Origin of the sequence: Kurthia sibirica, assembly GCF_003143975.1 — a bacterium.
GTDB classification, from domain to species: domain Bacteria; phylum Bacillota; class Bacilli; order Bacillales_A; family Planococcaceae; genus Kurthia; species Kurthia sibirica.
Window position 1 is genome coordinate 39,542 of the sequence record NZ_QFVR01000008.1, and the last position, 20,100, is coordinate 59,641.

17 protein-coding genes are annotated in these 20,100 nt (G+C 37.7%); 2 read left to right on the forward strand and 15 right to left on the reverse strand.

The window, feature by feature from the left end:
* Positions 1-46: 46 nt before the first annotated feature.
* Positions 47-1,594: an acyl-CoA carboxylase subunit beta gene (locus tag DEX24_RS07685; protein ID WP_109305838.1), complete on the reverse strand. Its 1,548-nt coding sequence runs from the start codon at positions 1,592-1,594 to the stop codon at positions 47-49.
* Positions 1,595-1,613: 19 nt separating this feature from the next.
* Positions 1,614-2,012: a methylmalonyl-CoA epimerase gene (gene mce / locus DEX24_RS07690; RefSeq protein WP_109305839.1), complete on the reverse strand. Its 399-nt coding sequence runs from the start codon at positions 2,010-2,012 to the stop codon at positions 1,614-1,616.
* Between the two features lie 407 nt (positions 2,013-2,419).
* Here mce and prli42 point away from each other — a divergent pair, with 407 nt between their 5' ends.
* Positions 2,420-2,515 carry a stressosome-associated protein Prli42 gene (gene prli42, locus DEX24_RS17165; protein WP_170112881.1) on the forward strand — a complete coding sequence of 32 codons (96 nt, stop codon included), beginning with the start codon at positions 2,420-2,422 and terminating at the stop codon, positions 2,513-2,515.
* A gap of 129 nt (positions 2,516-2,644) precedes the next feature.
* Here prli42 and DEX24_RS07695 read toward each other — a convergent pair whose 3' ends face one another.
* From DEX24_RS07695 to DEX24_RS07705, 3 genes are all read right to left on the reverse strand, one after another.
* Positions 2,645-3,631, reverse strand: a complete 987-nt coding sequence (locus DEX24_RS07695) for an aromatic acid exporter family protein (RefSeq protein WP_109305840.1) — start codon at positions 3,629-3,631, stop codon at positions 2,645-2,647.
* Between the two features lie 387 nt (positions 3,632-4,018).
* A complete protein-coding gene (locus DEX24_RS07700) occupies positions 4,019-5,608 on the reverse strand; it encodes a histidine kinase N-terminal 7TM domain-containing diguanylate cyclase (RefSeq protein ID WP_109305841.1) in 1,590 nt (529 codons plus the stop codon).
* 228 nt (positions 5,609-5,836) lie between these two features.
* Positions 5,837-6,274, reverse strand: coding sequence for a BrxA/BrxB family bacilliredoxin (locus tag DEX24_RS07705; RefSeq protein ID WP_109305842.1), 438 nt, complete (start codon positions 6,272-6,274; stop codon positions 5,837-5,839).
* Between the two features lie 247 nt (positions 6,275-6,521).
* Here DEX24_RS07705 and DEX24_RS07710 point away from each other — a divergent pair, with 247 nt between their 5' ends.
* The gene (locus DEX24_RS07710) at positions 6,522-6,932 is read left to right on the forward strand and encodes a GyrI-like domain-containing protein (RefSeq protein ID WP_109305843.1); all 411 of its coding nucleotides are present in this window, start codon (positions 6,522-6,524) and stop codon (positions 6,930-6,932) included.
* A 751-nt stretch (positions 6,933-7,683) separates the two neighbouring features.
* Here the strand turns inward: DEX24_RS07710 and DEX24_RS07720 are convergent.
* The 10 genes from DEX24_RS07720 to lpdA form a co-directional block, all read right to left on the reverse strand.
* A complete protein-coding gene (locus DEX24_RS07720) occupies positions 7,684-8,199 on the reverse strand; it encodes a hypothetical protein (RefSeq protein ID WP_109305845.1) in 516 nt (171 codons plus the stop codon).
* Positions 8,200-8,614: 415 nt separating this feature from the next.
* Positions 8,615-8,842, reverse strand: coding sequence for a sulfurtransferase TusA family protein (locus DEX24_RS07725; RefSeq protein ID WP_109305846.1), 228 nt, complete (start codon positions 8,840-8,842; stop codon positions 8,615-8,617).
* A 16-nt stretch (positions 8,843-8,858) separates the two neighbouring features.
* Complete coding sequence (locus DEX24_RS07730) at positions 8,859-9,926, reverse strand: YeeE/YedE family protein (RefSeq protein WP_109305847.1); 1,068 nt, start codon at positions 9,924-9,926, stop codon at positions 8,859-8,861.
* A gap of 476 nt (positions 9,927-10,402) precedes the next feature.
* Entirely contained in the window at positions 10,403-11,473 is a 1,071-nt protein-coding gene (gene meaB / locus DEX24_RS07735; protein ID WP_109305848.1) for a methylmalonyl Co-A mutase-associated GTPase MeaB, read from the reverse strand.
* Positions 11,473-13,623, reverse strand: a complete 2,151-nt coding sequence (gene scpA, locus DEX24_RS07740; protein WP_109305849.1) for a methylmalonyl-CoA mutase — start codon at positions 13,621-13,623, stop codon at positions 11,473-11,475. The genes meaB and scpA overlap by 1 nt, the downstream gene beginning before the upstream one ends.
* On the reverse strand, positions 13,620-15,275 hold the full coding sequence (locus DEX24_RS07745) for a methylmalonyl-CoA mutase family protein (RefSeq protein WP_109305850.1): 1,656 nt from the start codon (positions 15,273-15,275) through the stop codon (positions 13,620-13,622). Before DEX24_RS07745 ends, scpA begins: the two co-directional genes overlap by 4 nt.
* A gap of 119 nt (positions 15,276-15,394) precedes the next feature.
* Positions 15,395-16,660 carry a dihydrolipoamide acetyltransferase family protein gene (locus DEX24_RS07750; RefSeq protein WP_109305851.1) on the reverse strand — a complete coding sequence of 422 codons (1,266 nt, stop codon included), beginning with the start codon at positions 16,658-16,660 and terminating at the stop codon, positions 15,395-15,397.
* A gap of 11 nt (positions 16,661-16,671) precedes the next feature.
* Positions 16,672-17,658: an alpha-ketoacid dehydrogenase subunit beta gene (locus DEX24_RS07755; protein ID WP_109305852.1), complete on the reverse strand. Its 987-nt coding sequence runs from the start codon at positions 17,656-17,658 to the stop codon at positions 16,672-16,674.
* A complete protein-coding gene (locus DEX24_RS07760; RefSeq protein ID WP_246131405.1) occupies positions 17,655-18,644 on the reverse strand; it encodes a thiamine pyrophosphate-dependent dehydrogenase E1 component subunit alpha in 990 nt (329 codons plus the stop codon). The genes DEX24_RS07755 and DEX24_RS07760 overlap by 4 nt, the downstream gene beginning before the upstream one ends.
* 13 nt (positions 18,645-18,657) lie before the next feature.
* Positions 18,658-20,061, reverse strand: coding sequence for a dihydrolipoyl dehydrogenase (gene lpdA / locus DEX24_RS07765; protein ID WP_109305854.1), 1,404 nt, complete (start codon positions 20,059-20,061; stop codon positions 18,658-18,660).
* Positions 20,062-20,100: the final 39 nt, after the last annotated feature.

Genomic DNA, 20,100 nt, shown 5'->3' on the forward strand with positions numbered 1-20,100 from the left:
CTATTCTACAAGAACTTAGCGTATGACTTGGATATACTTTATTCTATTATAAAGGAATATTGCCGTGTTTTTTCTTCGGACGATCCTCTTGTTTATTACGCAACATTTCTAAAGATTGAATAAGTTTAATACGTGTCTCTCTTGGGTCGATAATATCATCGACTAAACCATGTGAAGCTGCTACATAAGGATTGGCGAATTTCTCTTTATATTCTTCAATTTTTTGTGCGCGTGTTGCTTCTGGATCTGTTGATTTTGCGATTTCACCTGCGTGAATAATATTCGCCGCACCCGCAGCCCCCATCACAGCAATCTCTGCATTTGGCCAAGCATATACCATATCCGCTCCAATTGCTTTAGAGTTCAATGCTACATAAGCCCCGCCGTATGCTTTACGAAGAATAACCGTTATTTTTGGTACTGTAGCTTCTGAATATGCATAAAGTATTTTTGCACCGTGGCGAATAATACCACCATGTTCTTGTTTAACACCCGGGAAGAAACCAGTTACATCCTCAAATGTAATAACTGGTACATTAAATGAATCACATGTACGAACAAAACGCGCTAATTTATCTGAAGAATCAATATCCAACCCACCAGCTAATACTTTTGGTTGATTGCATACTAGACCCACTGATTCACCTTTAATACGTGCAAAACCAACTACGATATTTTTAGCGAAATCTTTTTGTACTTCCATGAATGAATCGGTATCAACAATTTGATCGACAACTTTACGAATATCGTATGATTTTGTTTGATCAATCGGTACAATATCGACTAAATCATCACGGTAATCATCTGCTTCATCGACATTAATAATCGGTGCTTTTTCTGTATTATTCTGTGGTAGATAACTTAATAACTGTTTGATTTGATTGATGGCTTCTTCTTCACCTGGAGCACGGAAATGCGCATTACCTGCAATGGCATTATGTACTTTTGCACCGCCAAGATTTTCAGCAGAAATTTTTTCGCCTGTTACCGTTTCAATAACTTTTGGTCCAGTAATGAACATTTGTGATGTTTTCTCGACCATTAAGATGAAGTCAGTAATTGCTGGTGAATAAACAGCTCCACCTGCACATGGCCCCATAATGACAGAGATTTGTGGAATTACGCCTGAGTAAATAGAGTTGCGATAGAAAATTTCACCATAACCATCCAGTGATAATACACCTTCTTGAATACGTGCACCACCCGAATCGTTAATACCAATAAATGGTGCACCTGTTTTTGCTGCAAGATCCATAACATTGGCAATTTTCATCGCATGGCTTTCACCAAGTGCGCCACCAAATACCGTGAAATCCTGTGAAAACAAGTAGATTGGGCGACCATTAACTTTACCATAACCAGTTACAACACCATCACCAGGGCCTTCTTTTGTCGCCATACCAAAATCAGTTGTACGATGTTTGACAAAAGGATTTACTTCTACAAAAGTCCCTTCATCAACAAGTAACGCAATACGTTCACGCGCTGTCAACTTCCCTTTTTCATGTTGTTTATCAATACGTTCGTCTCCGCCACCCAGCTCGATTTCACGTTTTTTATCAAATAGCTCATTAATTTTATCGTACATATCCATTTTGTAACGACCCCTTTTATTAGCTTCTATCTACTAGTTCATAAAGAACCCCGTAAGATGATTTCGGATGAACAAATGCCACTTTAGCGCCCCCAGCACCAATTTTTGGTTGCTCGTTTAATAAGCGAGCTCCCTCATTTTTCATGCGTGTCATTTCTTCTTCAATCCCTACTACTTGCAATGCGATATGGTGTATACCTTCACCGCGCTTTTCAAGATGTTTAAAGATAGCGCTTTCTTCAGTCATTGGTTCTAATAATTCAATATGTGTATTACCAGCATCAATGAAAGCAACACGAACTTGCTCAGACTCCACTTCCTCAATACTTAGAAGTTTCATACCTAATACATCCGTATAATATGTAATACGCTCATCTAAATTTTTGACGGCGATTCCGATGTGATCAACATTTTCCACGAGTCCCCAACTCCTTTTTGTTGTATAACACAATTGTAACTGATTTATTCGTAAAACACTACACGAATAATGATTTTTCGGTCATAAAAGCGGTTACTTTTCTGAACAATCAGCCTAGTCTAATAATATACCAAAAACCATTTAAATCAATGAAATACGGAATTTCGAGAATATTATCGTTTAAACGAATAAATATAAGTATTTTGTCGTTTTGTTTTATCCTTTAAAGAAAGAGGAAGGTAGTTTATTTAAAAATTAAATTTATTTTATTTCTTCGTGAAATAACTGTGTTATATAGTACAGTTATTTCCTTATCATTGTTATGTAAAAATAGAATTCTAAATAACCTTTGCTCGATAACAGACAATTTGTTAAAATGAATGTACTACGGTTAAGGAGCGAATTTTATGGGTAATAAAAAAGTACAAAAAATCATCGTTACAGCAATGATCGTTATCATGGTCGTTTCCACACTGATGTTCGGATTATCAATGATTGTATAAGACAAAATAAGAAAAGGGAAATTGCTTTGGCAATTTCCCTTTTCCTATTTTTAAGCTGACATTTTAAAAAATAGAATGTATTTTCCCTATCTATCATTGCACTACTATATTTCTGAACATTATGCTTTTTTATGATACAACTTTCCCTTTTTTAATCGTCAACCCCTCAAATCCATCTTTCACGGCGAAATACTGATCCATTTCTTCAATGAATGTATAGAGTGCAGACATTGCTAAAAATTCATCATGGGATTGCGGTAAGGGCATCTCTTCAAAATCATTCCTTACTTTCGCAAGCTTCTGACGATTTTCTTTGACCGTATTACCAGAATGAACATTTTCTGATAGCTCACCTATAAAGTCAGCAACTATTGTAGAATGTTCAACGGACGCCGGAAGATTTGTTATTTTAGGTAATACTCTTTCAATAATTTCTAATTGTTTTTCTCTAATATCAAAATAACGGTAATATAAATCTTCTTTACGTGCTAAATGATTTTCGATATCCATATATGCGAGTGCTTTACCTTTTTCTACACATTCATTTGCAATAATCAATTCTTTACCGTCCCAATCTGTGTCTCCCGTACGTAAATATTTTTCAATTTCCTGAAAAATACTGCTGTAAGAGTCTTCAATTTTAATACGGTATTTATTCAATCGCTTGCTAATATCAGGCATATAGAAATTGATTAGAAAACCAACGCCAAAACCAACAGCCATAATTAGTAATTCATTGATCAATAAGTCCAGTGTAAAGTACTGGGAGTTAAAAATATGTAAAAGAATGACGATACTCGATACAAAGCCAGGCGTTATTTTAAACATGACGAGTAACGGTAAAAATAATAATACAAGTAAACCTAGAGTAATTGGATTATAACCACCAATGAAAAAAAATACGAACGCCATTAACATGACAAGTAGCGATGCAAATACACGTGTGTAAATTGCATGTACAGATTTTCGTTTTGTGGTCTGTATACATAAAATCGTAAGTATACCTGCTGATGTGTAATACTCTAAATCTAATAAGCCCGCTAATGCAATAGAAATCGCAATACCAAAAGCTGTCTTAATTGTTCGATAACCAATGGAAAATTTTTTTAAATTCATTTGCTCCTCCTCTACTATTCATTGCTATCTAGTAAACATAGTTAGTATAGCATTATTATTTATTTTATTAAAAAATCTCACTTACTTTAATGCTTATAAACTATAAGGAATACAAAAAGCAAGTGGTGATCGAGTTGTGATTACTATAAAATATAGTTAGAAAACGAACAGTGCAGTATACATCATCCCCAAACTCGCCCATAAAAAATACATCTCCAAAGAATAATAGGTGTCTATACCGAATTCTTCGAAGATGCTTTTTTATCCAACTCATAAGGTTCAGTGAATCAGTTCATGTTCACCACTTGTCTTTTTAGTAATTTCCATACATTACATCTTGTACTGATAACTTTTTTCAACATTATAAATTATCAAAAAATATCCCCTTTACCCATCCTCATTAAGGACATAATACTCTTTTAATTTCTTTTTATCCGCATACATTCGTTCATCACAAATTTGATAAAGTATTTCATAATTGGCACCCTCTTCTTCAATAAAGGATATCCCGATACTCGGGACAATTTCAATTGTGATAGTATCTTGTTTATACCATTCGTTTTTAAAAATCGTTCTTACCTCTTTTATTTGTTGTAAAAATTGTTCCTTTGAAACAATTTGCTCAAAAAACATGACAAATTCATCGCCACCTAATCGCGCGAGAATATGTGGTTTTGGTAAATTTTCATGCCAACAGTTGGCAGTGAAAATCAACACATTGTCACCTGTAAAGTGGCCATATGTATCGTTGATTTCTTTAAAAAAGTTTAAATCACATACTATTAATGCCCCCGTTTTTTGGTCGGATAACGCTAATCTACGCTTAACTTCTTGTTCGAAATAGGCACGATTAAATATACCTGTCAACATATCATGATGCGCTAAATATTCATATTGTTTTGACTGTTGGCGTAAACTTTCTTCATATTTCAAAGATTTTGTACTATTGTGTAATATCAACATTTTTCCTGCTTGTTTATGATTGCTACCCGTTATGAATGAAAATTGTACATGGTAATAATCATCCTTCAGTTTCATCGATTGCGTTGCAGTTTCATTTTGGGTAGTTTGATGTTTCAAAAATTGCGCCAATAAGGGCAGATGAGCTAATACTTGTGGTGCTGTTTCACCGATTAATTTGCGATGGTGTATTTCTTCAAATAAGATAGCCGCTGAATTATTATAGCTTTTTAGCGTATCATCTAAATCAAAAAGAATGACGGCATCATGTACTGATTCAAAAATCTGCTTCATTGTCACTGGAGACATTTTCAACAAATTAAATTGATAAATCCCCCAAAGATAAAATAGACTTGAAAAAACTAAGCCAAATGGTGAAACATCAATTGGTATTTTAATTAAATGAAGGGAATGGATTAATGGAAAGCTAAATACAAGTACCGAGCCAATGATCATCAAAACAATATGTTTTTTTCTCTCTTTATTCGATTTACAATACATATGAACTAATAAAGAAATACCAATAAAATAATAACTATAGGCATATACAATATGACCATAAAAGAGAGGGCCTCTATCCAATGCGATGAGCGGAAATCCTTGAGAAGAATCGACTGCTATACTTTTATAAAAAAGTTGGTGCAAACTGTTAGTGAAATGCGCACTTAATGTGTGCACTGGTCCTAGTAATAATAAAGCGATATTTTTTTTCGTCAAAAACTGCTCATTATGTGTAAAGCGCAAAATCATAATTACCCACAAAAACGGCCCAAATGGAATGCCTAAATATTGGAAATGAATCCAAGTAAGCATTTGTTCTGACGTTGTACTTACAAGTTGAAATGCATAACCGAACGTATAAAAAGAAGCGACTACTACTCCTAAACCATAACTAATTGATATGGGGGTATCACGATTTTTCCAAGCAAAATAGAGTAACACCATAAAAACAAATGTAAAAATGATTAATATTGCTGCGAGTACAAAATTATAAGTTAGAATATGGGGTTCCTCCATTATTACCCGTTGGTAAGTATGATTACTTTAAAATAGGGTAATAGTTCTACTACCCTATTTGGATTTTAGGTAGAACTATTCAATTAGTATTTTATCATATCGCTTTTTATTTACAACAATATTTCCTTATTTTCAGTCTTTTATTTAGACAGTCATAAAAAAACCTCGAATCGCTTCACTTTACTTAAAGTGTTGGCAATTTGAGGTTTTGTTCTTTATATTTTTTATTTATACTTCTTCACAATACGCTTCAAAGTGAGCTTGTAAATTCGTAATAACCGACATCGGTTCATGTCCTTCAATTTCATGGCGTGGAACTTCTGCCACTGGTTGACCATCTTTCATTAAGATGAATGACGGTGATGATGGAATATGATCTTCGCCGAAGAACATACGAGCCATCGCAGTTGCTTCTTTATCTTGACCCGCAAATACCGTCACGAAATGATCTGGACGTTTCGGATAATTGACAGAATGTACGGCAGCTGGACGAGCGATGCCGCCTGCACAACCACAAACTGAATTCACCATAAATAAAGTAGTCCCCTGACGTTTAACCGCTTCGTCAACTTCCTCTGCTGTCTTTAATTCTTCATAGCCATTCCCCGACAATTCGCCGCGTGCTTGGCTTAACATATCTTGATAAAATAAATCATAATCGTTCATAGTTAGTTGCCCCTTTCAAATTCACTACTAATCATACCTCACAATGTACTGTTTTCAAAGCATCCGAACTTGATTTCCTTAATTAATTTTTCAAAGGATAGGTCAATCCTTTATTTTTCGTAAAATAAAGGAAAATCACATTATATTTTATAAAATTGAATGGAAACGTTTTACGAAACGGTAAATGATGTATATAATGAGGACAAGCTAATGATTAGCTAATTGAATAAAGAAGGGGTGTCAACCTATGCAAACACGTGTACAAGAAGTGAAAGATTTTGTAATAGCAGGTCTAGCTATTCATGAAACAAGAACGGACGATATTTCAGAGCAGTGGGAAGAACTTGCAGAAGTTCTAGAGGATTACGACGTGAACCATGATGTGTTATATGGTGTTTGTGTGAATTTAACAGAGGATGGCATCAATTATTTAGCCGGCATTAAAGATAATTATATGCCTGAAGGCGTTGCGAATGAAACAGTCGAAATTGCTGCAGGAAAATATCTCATCGGTGAATTAGATTCAATTGATGATATTGAGGACGCATATCGCGAACTAAATGCCAATCAAAATTATGAGCATAGACCAGGCATTAGCTTTGAAAAGTATAAAGGTAGGAACTTAGAAAATATCGAAGTATGGATTCCAATCAAATAAAACTATACTACACACCCGCAGAAGCAATTTTGCGGGTTTTTATTATTAAAAGATTTTACTTCAACTAGTAGGGTGGCATGATTTGAATTTTTCAAATCACGCTACCTTTTCTATTTTCTCGTTTCGGGCAAATGCTTTTCGGCAGGGGTCACCGTCCTTTACTACACAAACAAGTCTCCCTAAATGCAAACCCACTTTCTTGATCCTTCCTATTCAATAAAATCTTCACTCGAAAAATAGGCGTTTTCTTAGGTAGTGCTCTATAAAATGTAATAGCATCATTTATTTTTTCCCTCTTTGTGATGTTTACATCTTTCAATCTGATGAATGCCCTATTAACATTCATAGCGCACAACTCATCTTTCATTCCTTTTTCTCAGCAATTCACGTATACATGACTCGGTGGCGTGGTGCTTTTTTGCGTTACATACCACAAGCTCGTATCTCCCGTAGAATTAGTTGAAGCAAGACGCGCGGAAAACGTCGAGCAGAGATGGCATTGTTTGAAAACCTCAACAAATAGTATAGAACCATTAAAAAAAGTTCGCTTACACTAAAAGTAAGCGAACTTGACGAGACGCATCCAGCAGGTATTGCAATAATGCTTCAATTGTAGGTGTCCATTGCTCGATCATTGGTTGGTTATGAGTCATTGGTCACAAAGTAAACGGTAAGAGGTCATCGGTTGCAGGTTTCAGGGTAACTTTCAAACGTCTCGCCCTCGCCAAAGGAGTCTCACCTTTGACAAGTTTTAACCAAAGTATAGAGCATTATCGAAATCAATTTGGATTGTATAATTTTTAGCATTGATCGTATTCGACAATGTATGTGCTTTTTTATCCAACTCTATTGCACGCATACGGTATTCCTCTGGATCAAAAAGAGCAATCCGAATAATCGCTTCTGACTCTGAAGTCATTCCATACATATATTCTTCTACCTCTGCTGCTGAAAAGTCTTTACATACCTGCGCTTCTGCTCTTAACTGAATCGCATGTTCAATTGCTTCTACAATCGTTAATGTCATTGCGTCAAATTGTACATGATGATCAATATTAGCACGATAAATCAATGCATCTAACTTTTCAAAATCTCGGCGCACTTGTATTAAATCTTGCTCAACATCTTGTAAGGTACGTTTCGGACTTGGAATCTCTTGCCCTTTTGCGATTGTCGCAAAAGCTACGCGATGTCGTTCACTATTTAATTCCTCTATTTTCTTACGAATTATACTTTTTAGTTTTACTGCTTCGGCTAAATAAAGCATGTCACTCCTCCTTAATCTGTTATTCTTTAAATCAATTATACATCGCCATTCACCCAGGAACAAATAGAGGCAAAAATAGGCTTTTTATTGCTATAAATATGTCATATTTTATAACATTTTCTTTATCACTTTTATTTTGATAGAAAATATTACACCTCGATGTGAAAAACTAATGTCAGCAACTTTTAGCAAATAAAAAAGAGCCTGAGACAAACCTATTTTCAACAGAGAAAATCCCATATGATTTTTCGAAATCATATGGGATTATTCATTTCAATCAAATTTCGCTTCGAAAAACACTTTCCGCAGACATACATGGCTTCAAATTCCTCGTTACCACGTTCCTATGGGGTTTTCTGCGCGTTCAATTAATATTGGAGATATACTATTTTTGTTCTGTCCCAGGCTCTTTCTACTATCTTTTTTGTATCGTAATCGTCCACGTTGCATCGCCAACTTGTTCATAATTCGTCACTTCATGTCCTGCTTCTGCAGCCCAACGTGGGATGGATTCAGTACCTTGTGTACAGTCAAACTGTACTTCTAATTCATCACCGCTTTGTAATAATGCCATCGCTTCTTTTGCTTCAATTAAGGGAAACGGACAGACAAGCCCTTCCACTGCTAATATTCTTTTTACCATTGTCACTACCTCCTATTTATTGTGTCAACTGAGCTGTTGCATGAGCCGCTCTTGCTTTTTTCTGTGGGCGTACAAAGACAAAATAAGTTGCTGTCCAAGTACCCAATATCATAAAGACTAACGCTGTCCAACCAGACCAAGTCATCATCGCTGTCATAACTAAGCCATTTCCAATCGAACAACCTCCTGCTAATGATGCACCAAAGCCCATCAATAGACCACCTGTCGCACTGTTTAAAGCTGTTTTAACATTTGGCATACGGAAGCGGAATTCTCCACTCATTTTCGCACCAAATAAAGCACCTAAAAATACGCCAAGGACAAGGAAAACACCCCAATTAATAAAATTCATATCACCAGTCACTAAAAATTGCAAAATATTTGCGGATGGTGATGTAATACCTAATCCGAAAATTCTTCCTGTCGCACTTGATAAGGGCCATGCTAGCGTGGCAATCATACCGATTAATATAGCGGTTACAAATGGATTCCAACGTTTTTCAAATAAAATATGCATTAAACCCGTTTTTTTGGGTTTTAGGCTTGGGATTTTCACTTGCGGTTTTCTTAATTGGTTATAGACTAAAATAAGGACGATTATAACAAATGGAATGATGAGAACCCATGGACTCACATTAAAACTACTAGCCATCGAGTTGTCTTCAAATTGAACACCATAAAATTTCTCCGTTACCATTGCTAAAGGACCTGTACGCATCATTGCCGCCATGAGCATATACATAACAAGTGCAATCCAACTACCAATCAATCCTTCTCCAGCGCGATACCATGTACCTGTCGCACATCCTCCAGAAAGGATAATGCCAATACCAAAGATAAATGCGCCAATTATGACTGCAATAATAGGGAATGAACCTGCACTGTATTCAAAGACCCCCAAAGCAATCATTATGTAGACACCTACCGCCTGAATAGCAATAGCAATTAATAGTGCATAAAACATTCTATTGTCCTTTGTCAAATACATATCGCGAAAGCCGCCTGTTAAGCAAAAACGTCCACGTTGCATAACAAAACCAAGTAAGCCTCCACAAATTATTCCCGTCATAATCATACCAACCATATAGATCCTCCTTTTAATACCTAGTAATTCTATATGCATTATATAATACTATATACAAATTTTTCAAGAGTAAATAAACTATATCTTGGTTATTTTCTGAATTTTAAGTATAAACAACTAATTCTAAGTCGTTTACTAGGTTATATCGTCATATTTAATATATCTATCTTATAAGAAATTCCTTCTAAAAAGTATTTGGATAGGTAAAATAGAAGCGATCCAAGCATGCTACTTGCCCTTTGTTAGCGTATGGATTATTATTGTTGTATTTTTTCATGCGTAAAATACTACGTGCTCGCGTCTCCTGCGGAATCAGCCGAAACTAAAAATCCATTCTTTACGTTTAAATGCAAAGAATCAGTAAAACGAGATTCGTGGAAAACATCGAGCTGTGTTATTATTAAAAAATCCAACACATCGTCTAGAACAAAAAAATCAATGCCATCGAGTTATTTACTCGAGACATTGATTTTTTGTTATTTAGTGTCAAAAAGTGTTTCGACACCTTGAGAAACAGTTACTTCACCAGATAGTATACTTTGCTCTAATTCATTTACTTGTTTTTTACGTTGTGGGTCGCCATAAAAAGAGTCGATTAAATGATCTGTAATCATTGAACGGAACCAATCGCTCGTCTGTTCTTTTCTACGATTTTCCCATACATGGTTTTCAAGACCTTGCGTACGGAATTGTTCAATCGTCGTCCATATTTTATCAAGGCCTTTGTTGTCATACGAAGAGGCCGCCATGGATTTGGATGTCCACTGGGGTGTTGATGGCTGAAGCAAATGTAAAAATTGTCGATACTCTGCTACTGTTTTTTTTGCATTGCGAATATTATCACCATCCGCTTTATGGACGACAATCATATCGGCAAGCTCCATAATGCCTTTTTTCATACCTTGTAGTTCATCGCCCGCCCCTGTCAAGACAAGGAGTAAGAAGAAGTCTACCATACCCCTTACGATGGTTTCGCTCTGCCCCACGCCAACGGTTTCCACTAAAATAATATCATAGCCGGCCGCTTCACAAAGTAACATTGTTTCACGTGTTTTTTTATGCACGCCTCCAAGTGTTCCAGCAGCTGGTGAAGGGCGTATGAAAGCCTGTGGTTCTCTCGACAATAATTCCATACGTGTTTTGTCACCTAAAATACTGCCACCTGTAATAGAGGAGCTTGGATCAATAGCAAGAACTGCTACTTTATGCCCTTCATCAATTAGTTTTTTACCAAAGGTTTCGATAAATGTACTCTTCCCTGCTCCCGGCACACCGGTAATGCCGATACGAATGGATTTACCGGTATAAGGTAACAACTCTTTTAAAAGTGCTTGACCTTCTTTTTTATCTGCAAGATTTGCACTTTCAAGCAAGGTAATTGCCTTCGCTAAAAAACGTTTAGAACCACTCTTCACTTCGTTGGACAACTCTTCAATATTAATAGGCTGCCTTTTTTTTGTGAACTTTCTACGTTTTGTAGGCTGCATGCCATCATGGATTGCTTTGACACCTGGTTGTACAAATAGCGCCGATTTTTTCTCAGGCATTATTGTTCTTCTTCATAGCCTAATTGTTGATAGATTACTTCAATAATTTTTTGAGAAGCGATTGGCAATACGGTACCAGGGCCGAATATTGCTGCTGCGCCTGCTTCATATAAGAAATCATAATCCTGTGCTGGAATAACACCGCCAATAATAACGGTAATATCTTCGCGTCCTAATTTTTTCAATTCGGCAATTAGTTCCGGTAATAATGTTTTATGTCCGGCAGCTAACGAAGACATCCCTACAACATGAACATCATTTTCAACAGCCATTATAGCTGTTTCTTCTGGCGTCATAAATAATGGTGAAATATCAACGTCAAAGCCAAAATCAGCGTATGCGGTTGCCACTACTTTTGCACCACGATCATGACCATCTTGTCCCATTTTAGCGACTAATATACGCGGACGACGGCCTTCATTTTCTAAAAATTCATCCGTCATTGCTTTTACTTCTTTGATTGCATCTTGATCTGAATAATTCGACGCATACACCCCACTAATCGATCGGATAATTGCTTTATGACGGCTCGAAGATTCTTCGATTGCATCAGAAATTTCACCTAATGTTGCACGTGCTCTTGCAGCATCCACAGCAACAGCTAATAAATTTTCTTTGCCATCTTTAGCTGCGGCAGTTAAGCGTGCTAAATGTCGTGCCACTTCTGTATCATCACGTTCTTCTTTCATTTTATGAATACGGTCAATTTGAGATTGGCGTACTAATGTATTGTCGATATCTAAAATTTCAATTGGTTCTTCTTCGGCTAAACGGTATTTATTGACACCGATAATCGTTTCCGATTTCGAATCAATTTTTGCTTGGCGTTTTGCTGCTGCTTCTTCTACTTTCATTTTCGGAAGACCGGTTTCAATCGCTTTTGCCATTCCGCCTAATTCTTCAATCTCATCGATTAGTTTCCATGCTGCTTGTGTTAGTTCATCTGTTAATTTCTCAACATAGTATGAACCTCCCCATGGATCAATCGTTTTCGTCATTGTTGTTTCTTCTTGTAAAAATAATTGTGTATTACGCGCAATACGTGCTGAGAAATCAGTTGGCAATGCGATTGCTTCATCAAGAGCATTCGTATGCAATGACTGTGTGTGTCCCATCGTCGCTGCATTCGCTTCTACTAAAGTACGTGTCACATTATTGAAAGGATCTTGCTCTGTTAAAGACCACCCCGATGTTTGTGAATGCGTACGTAGCGCTAATGTTTTGGGATTTTTGGGATTAAAAGTAGACATCATTTGAGCCCAAATACGGCGTGCAGCACGCATTTTAGCAACTTCCATATAGTAGTTCATACCGATTGCCCAGAAAAAAGAAAGGCGTGGTGCAAACTTATCAATATCAATACCTGCTTTTAAGCCTGTGCGTACATATTCTAATCCATCTGCTAGCGTATAGGCTAACTCAATATCATTTGTAGCACCTGCTTCTTGAATATGATAGCCAGAAATTGAGATGGAATTGAATTTCGGCATGAATTTTGATGTGTATTCAAAAATATCTGCTATAATTTTCATCGACATTTCTGGCGGATAAATATATGTATTACGTACCATATATTCTTTTAAAATATCATTTTGAATCGTGCCGGCTAATTGGTCTGGTGACACGCCCTGTTCTTCTGCTGCAACGATATAAAAAGCGAGAATTGGTAAAACTGCACCGTTCATCGTCATTGAAACAGACATTTGATCTAATGGAATACGATCAAATAGAATTTTAGCATCTTCTACTGAATCGATAGCTACACCTGCCTTGCCGACATCACCTGTAACGCGTGGATGATCCGAATCATAACCACGATGCGTTGGGAGGTCAAACGCTACCGATAATCCTTTTTGCCCCATCGCTAAGTTGCGACGATAAAAGGCATTTGATTCTTCTGCAGTTGAAAAACCAGCATACTGGCGAATCGTCCACGGACGCCCTACATACATCGTCGGGTATGGTCCACGTGTATTCGGTGCAATACCTGCTGTATCATCTAAATGAGTAATCCCTTTATTATCTTCTGCCGTATAAAATGGTTTTACTTCTATGTCTTCATTGGACATAAAAGGTTCTTCTATTGTCGTGTAAGTAGATGTCACTAAAATCTGTTCTAAATCAACTTGCTTAAATGATGGCTTAGTCATTTTAGTACCTCCTTCGTGCTTGCGTGGACGGCTGATAATTTTTCAAAAACATTTATGCCTGCATATACATAGCCGTTCAAGCCTTTTGCTGTCCAATCCGTGTTAAATTTACCAGCAACATCAACGATTGTTTGTGGCGATTTCACCGCTATTAATTGCTCGACAATCATCATCGCATCTTCATCAGTTGCTACGATCACTACATAGTCAGCTGTCGTATTTTTCAAATAGTCTTTTGCCACTTCAATATCTGCCGTCGGTTCTGTTATTTCTGGTACAAGACCGGCTGTCGCTAACACACCGTTGACAAAATCTGTACGGGGTTTCGTTGACTTCAGCGTTCCAAAAGTTAAAATAGCTGTTGTCATTGGCTGCTCTTTAAATGCCGTACGTAAATTTTCAAAGCTAGTCGCTAGGCGATTCACATCGACAAATGATTCAGTTGGAACCTGCTCAGTTGCATCAGCATAATTATTCGTTCCTACTAACACTGTTTTACGTGTTTGAACATTTGATAACCGCTCAGCCCATGAAGCATCTAAATCTTTTTCGATTTTTGCTTGAGCAGCAAGATAACCACCCGCTTCTTCAATTTCTAAGAAGTACGCCCAAGCATTTTCTACAAGCTCATGTGTCAATGTTTCGATGAAATACGAACCACCAGCTGGATCCATCACTTTGGTAACATGTGATTCTTCTTTAATAACTAATGCTGTATTTCTTGCAATACGCACAGATTGATTTGTTGGTGCAGTAATTATATTATGTGGATGAACGGTTAGTACATCTGCTCCGCCAATTACAGCAGAAAATGCTTCGTTGCCAGCACGTAATAGATTGACGTAAACATCTAGTTTTGAATAAGAACGTAAAGATGTCTCCGCTACTATTTTGACTGGTAGTGGTGACGTGACTCCATATGCAGATGCAAACGCTTTCCATAACAATCTAAAGGCACGAATTTTAGCAACGGCCATGAAGAAATGCGTATCGATAGCAAAAGATGCAAAAAATTTATGTTCAAGCTCTTCAAAGCTGCTATTTTTTAACAAATCAGCAGTTTGTGCAAGAGCGATTGCTAATTCTTGTGTAGAAGTTGCTCCGCTATAATGCGCATCTAGCGTGTAAGCGTTTACTGTGCGAACATTCGGAAATTCGGGTAGAGAGATCATGTCAGATGATTGAATATACCCAAACTGATCTTTGTTTTCTACATAATCAAAAACACCAAGTACTGCTCGATCTGCCACATTGATACGGAATGGATGATCTGACAATAAAGTAGCTAATTGTTGTAAAGCATCCTTATCCCAAGCAAAGTTAACCTTGCCAATCGTCACAAATTCATTCCCTCTTAAGATAGCGTCTTTTGACTGTGCAACTACGTCTTCAATCGTATCGCCAAATGCTTCTTGTGCAACCCCAAATGCACCATCAGCCTTCATCGAACGAATCGTAGAAATCTGTTGTTCCAATTTACCGTCAACTTCATCGAGTAAGCTTTCACTTGTATACAGTGGTTGTAGCGTAATACCCTCGATAGTTTTCGTGAAAAGTGATTCAAATGGCTTTCCTTTTAAAGCAACAATCGCTGCTTCTTTCCAATCTTCAAAAGACGGTTTTTCAAAATTTACTTCTCTCATGTTTGTCATACGGACGCGTTGACGCTTCCCCCCTTCAATGATTCTATTGTCTATTTTACACAATATTCTTTAAACGTAAAAGGGAAAAAAAATCAGAAAACCGTAAAATCACGATTTTCTGATTATTGTCAATATACAGAAGTGCTTGAAAGTGACATATTTTCGAGCAATTCTTTTACTCTAGCGAGAAATTTACCACAAACAAGACCATCTAAAATTCTATGATCTAAGGATAAACATAAGTTCACCATATCACGTGCAGCGAACATATTATCCCCATAAATAACGGGTTTCTTCACAATTGATTCTACTTGTAAAATCGCTGCTTGTGGTGCATTTATAATACCTGCAGATGATACCGAGCCAAATGACCCCGTATTATTAACGGTAAATGTACCACCTGTCATATCAGCCATCGTTAATCGTTTTTTACGTCCTTTTTCTGCCAAAGAAGCAATTTGTCCTGCGATACCTGCAATTGATAACTGATCACAATTTTGAATAACTGGCACAAAAAGTTCGTCGTCAGACGCCACAGCAATCGACATATTCACTGCTTTTTTCTGGATGATTGTATCACCCTTCCAAACGGAGTTCAGCATTGGGAATTCTTTTAATGCTTGCGCTACTGCTTTAACGAAAAATGCGAAGAATGTTAAATTATAACCTTCTTGTTTTTTGAACTGCTCTTTATTAGCATTACGCAATTTCACCAATTCCGTCACATCGACTTCCACAACCATCCATGCATGTGGAATTTGTGTTACACTATCGACCATTCGTTTGGCAATTGTTTTACGAATAGACGATACTGGGATGATAATGTCGCCATTTTCTTCAGGTTCTACTTCTTTAATCGCCGCCGCTCGCGTAGTTGGTTGCTCACTAGGTGACAGCTGAGAAGACATAATACCCGATTCGATGGCGTTCATCACATCTTTTCTCGTGACGCGTCCACCAGCACCTGTTCCTTCTATTAAATCGATATTTAAATGATAGTCGTCAATAAGACGCCCTACAACTGGTGACACACGTTTTTTAGAACCATCTTGTACAGCGGAGCGTTTCACGTCCGATTTTTTATTGTGGCTTTTATCTGGTATCACTGACTCTTTTTCTGTCGAATGAGTCGTTGCTTTTGATGTCATACTACTACCTTCCACAGCAATCGAACAGACGATTGTTCCAACATCGACGGTGTCGCCCTCTTGGCTTATAATTTCTTGAATAATACCAGTGAATTGTGAAGGGAGATCAGCTGTCACCTTATCGGTAGTCAGCTCCGCTAATGAATCATATTGCTCCACATGATCACCTGGTTTAACTAACCAGCGATCAATCGTTCCCTCCGTTACACTTTCACCTAACTGAGGCATTTTAATATGTTCTAACATTTGATTCCCTCCTAAAATTCAGCTAATTTAATAATAGCTTCTTCAATTTGATCGGCTGTTACCATAAAATCTTTTTCCAATGATTGCGCATAAGGCATAGAAGGTGCATCCGGCGCTGCTAATCTCGCAATAGGAGCATCTAAATCAAATAGGCAATGTTCGGCAATAATCGCTGCCACTTCCCCGATAATACTACCTTCTTTATTATCTTCCGTTAGTAGTAAAACCTTGCCCGTATGTTGTGCCGCTTCAATAATCGACTGTTGATCAAGTGGATAGATGGTACGCAAATCTAATACATGTGTCGAAATACCATTTTCTTCCTGTAACTGTTGTGCTACTTTTAATGTTTCTTCTACCATTAAACCATAGGTAATGACCGTTAAATCATCACCTTGACGTTTAATATCTGCTTTGCCAATCGGCACGATATAATCATCAACTGGTACCTCACCTTTTAATAAACGATAGGCTTTTTTATGCTCGAAATACAACACGGGGTCTGGATCGCGAATTGCTGCTTTTAATAATCCTTTTGCATCAGCAGGGTTAGAAGGTATGACAATTTTCAAACCCGGTTGATTGGCAAATAGTGCTTCGACTGATTGTGAATGATATAACCCACCATGCACACCTCCACCAAATGGGGCACGAATGACTAGCGGACAGCTCCAATCATTATTTGAACGATAGCGCATCTTAGCCGCTTCAGAAACAATTTGATTGACTGCTGGCATTATAAAATCCGCAAATTGCATTTCAGCTACTGGTTTCATGCCATACATCGCCGCACCCACAGCAACACCGGCAATTGCCGATTCAGACAAGGGTGTATCTAATACACGCTGTTCACCAAACTCAGCATACAGACCATCTGTAGCTCTAAAAACGCCACCTTTTTTACCAACATCTTCGCCAAGAACAAAAACATTGTCATCCCGGCGCATTTCTTCTGTCAAGGCTTCATTGATCGCTTCAATATATGAAATTATTCTCATGACGTTTCCTCCTCAGCGTAAACGTAGCGTAAGTTGTGTTCCAGCGATGCATACGGTGCTTGGTCAGCATAATTCGTTGCTTCATTTATCTCTACCTTTAACTGTGCTTCCATCTCTTCAATCCGAGCATCTGTTAGTAATCCTTCATTGCGTAAATACAATTCATAATGGTGTAATCCATCTTTATCTTTATCACTTTGAAGTTCTTCACTCGAGCGATATACGCGATGATCATCATCCGATGAATGAGGTGTCAATCGACTACAAAGTGCTTCAATAAGTGCTGGTTTATTAGACAAACGTGCTTTTTTCACTTCGATATAAACAGCAAGGGGATCTGTACCGTCTACAACCACTCCTGGCATATTATAGCTGCCCGCACGTTGCGCAACCGTTGGACTTGCCACTTGACGATCATATGGTGTAGAAATAGCATACTGATTGTTTTCAACCATAGTAATTACCGGTAGCTGATGAACACCAATAAAGTTCAGTCCTTCATGGAAATCGCCTTGATTCGAAGAACCTTCACCTAATGTGACAAATGTGTAGAAGTTCTTTTGTGTCATTTTACCAGCTAATGCAACACCTGCCGCATGGACTACTTGTGTCGTTACCGGGGAAGAGCCTGAAAGTATACGCAGTTGTTTATGACTCCAGTGAGCCTGCATTTGACGTCCACCTGAGTTTGGGTCTTCTCCTTTTGCAAAAGCATTTAACATAATATCTTTAACCGACATACCTGCTTGCAGTACAAGACCTAAATCACGATAATAGGGCGCTATATAATCTTGTGTTAAATCAAGAGCAAATGCTGCACCGACTTGCGCCGCTTCTTGTCCCTGGCACGAGATGACAAAGGGAATTTTACCTGAGCGATTTAATAACCATAAACGCTCATCCACTCTTCTCGCGCGTAACATACTATAGTACATATCCGTCGCTAACTCGTCTGATATATTATGTTCTTTATGTGAAATTGTCATTGAAATCATCCCCCTAGTAATGAATTGCTTCGTCATGGATTGCTAATGCAACCTCTTGCATCACTTCGCTAACGCTCGGATGCGGATGAATGGTATGCCCAATCTCCCAAGCTGATGCATCAACTGTGAACGCTAAGCTAGATTCAGCAATTAACTCCGTCACCTGATCACCGATTAAGTGAACACCTACCACGTCATCCGTATCTGCATCAACAATCATTTTTACAAAACCAAAGTCTTCGCCATTTATAAGTGCTTTTGCATTGCCTTTGAATGGGAATTTTTTCACTGTGATTGCTGAAAATTGTTCTTTTGCTTGCGCCTCGTTTAATCCGATATGGGCTACTTCCGGATAGCTGTATATACAACTTGGAATATGTGTATTCATAGCTCCAGGGTTAAGCCCTGCCATATGTTCAACTGCATGGATAGCTTCATTGGATGCAGCATGTGCTAACTGTACACCGCCAATGACATCACCTGCTGCATAAATATGTGCTTCTTTTGTTTGACCATTTTTATTTACTTTTATCATGTCATGAACAACTTGAATATTCGTATTTTCAATACCAATCCCCTTAATCTGAGCTTGTCTACCAATTGCAACGAATACCTTTTCAAAGCTCTGCACGCTATGCTCAACCGTTATATCTACTGAATGTTCGTGAATTGCTACCGTATCAATCGTTGTATTTATATGGATTTTAATACCACGAGCCGTTAGATGTTTTGCCAATGCCGTAGAAATCTCTACATCTTCGCTCGGTACAATATGTTTCCCTGCTTCAATAATTGTGACGTCTACACCCATATCATGCAACATTGTTGCCCATTCTATACCGATTACGCCGCCTCCAATAATGGCTATGTTTTTCGGTAATTCCTCCATACTTACAATATGATCCGAAGAAATTATCGTCGTACCATTAAAAGGTAACAAAGACAGTTCACGCGGTTTAGAACCTGTACTAATTAATAAATTTTTCGGTACCAGCAAATCATTTTCATTGCCTTCACTATATTCAACAGATACTGTGCCAGGAAGTGGTGAGAAAATGGAAGGTCCTAAAATTCGGCCGAACCCCTCATAAACATCTATTTTGCCTTTTTTCATTAAACTGTGAATACCGGCCTCTAATTGTTCAATGACTGCATTCTTTCGTTGCTGGGCTTTAGCGAAATTAAACGTAAAATTTGTCGCCTCAATTCCAAAATTATCTGCATGCTGTAAATTCCGTAACTGCTCTGCACTTTTGAGCAATGCTTTTGTTGGAATACAGCCTTTATGTAAACATGTTCCGCCTAGCTTTTCCGCTTCTACAATTGCCACTTTCAATTTCAATTGCGCTGCTCGAATTGCTGCAACATACCCTGCTGGTCCGCCACCTACTATTACTAAGTCATATTCATTTGCCAAACTAGTCACTCCCCCAAGTTTTATGATACTATCTTAGAA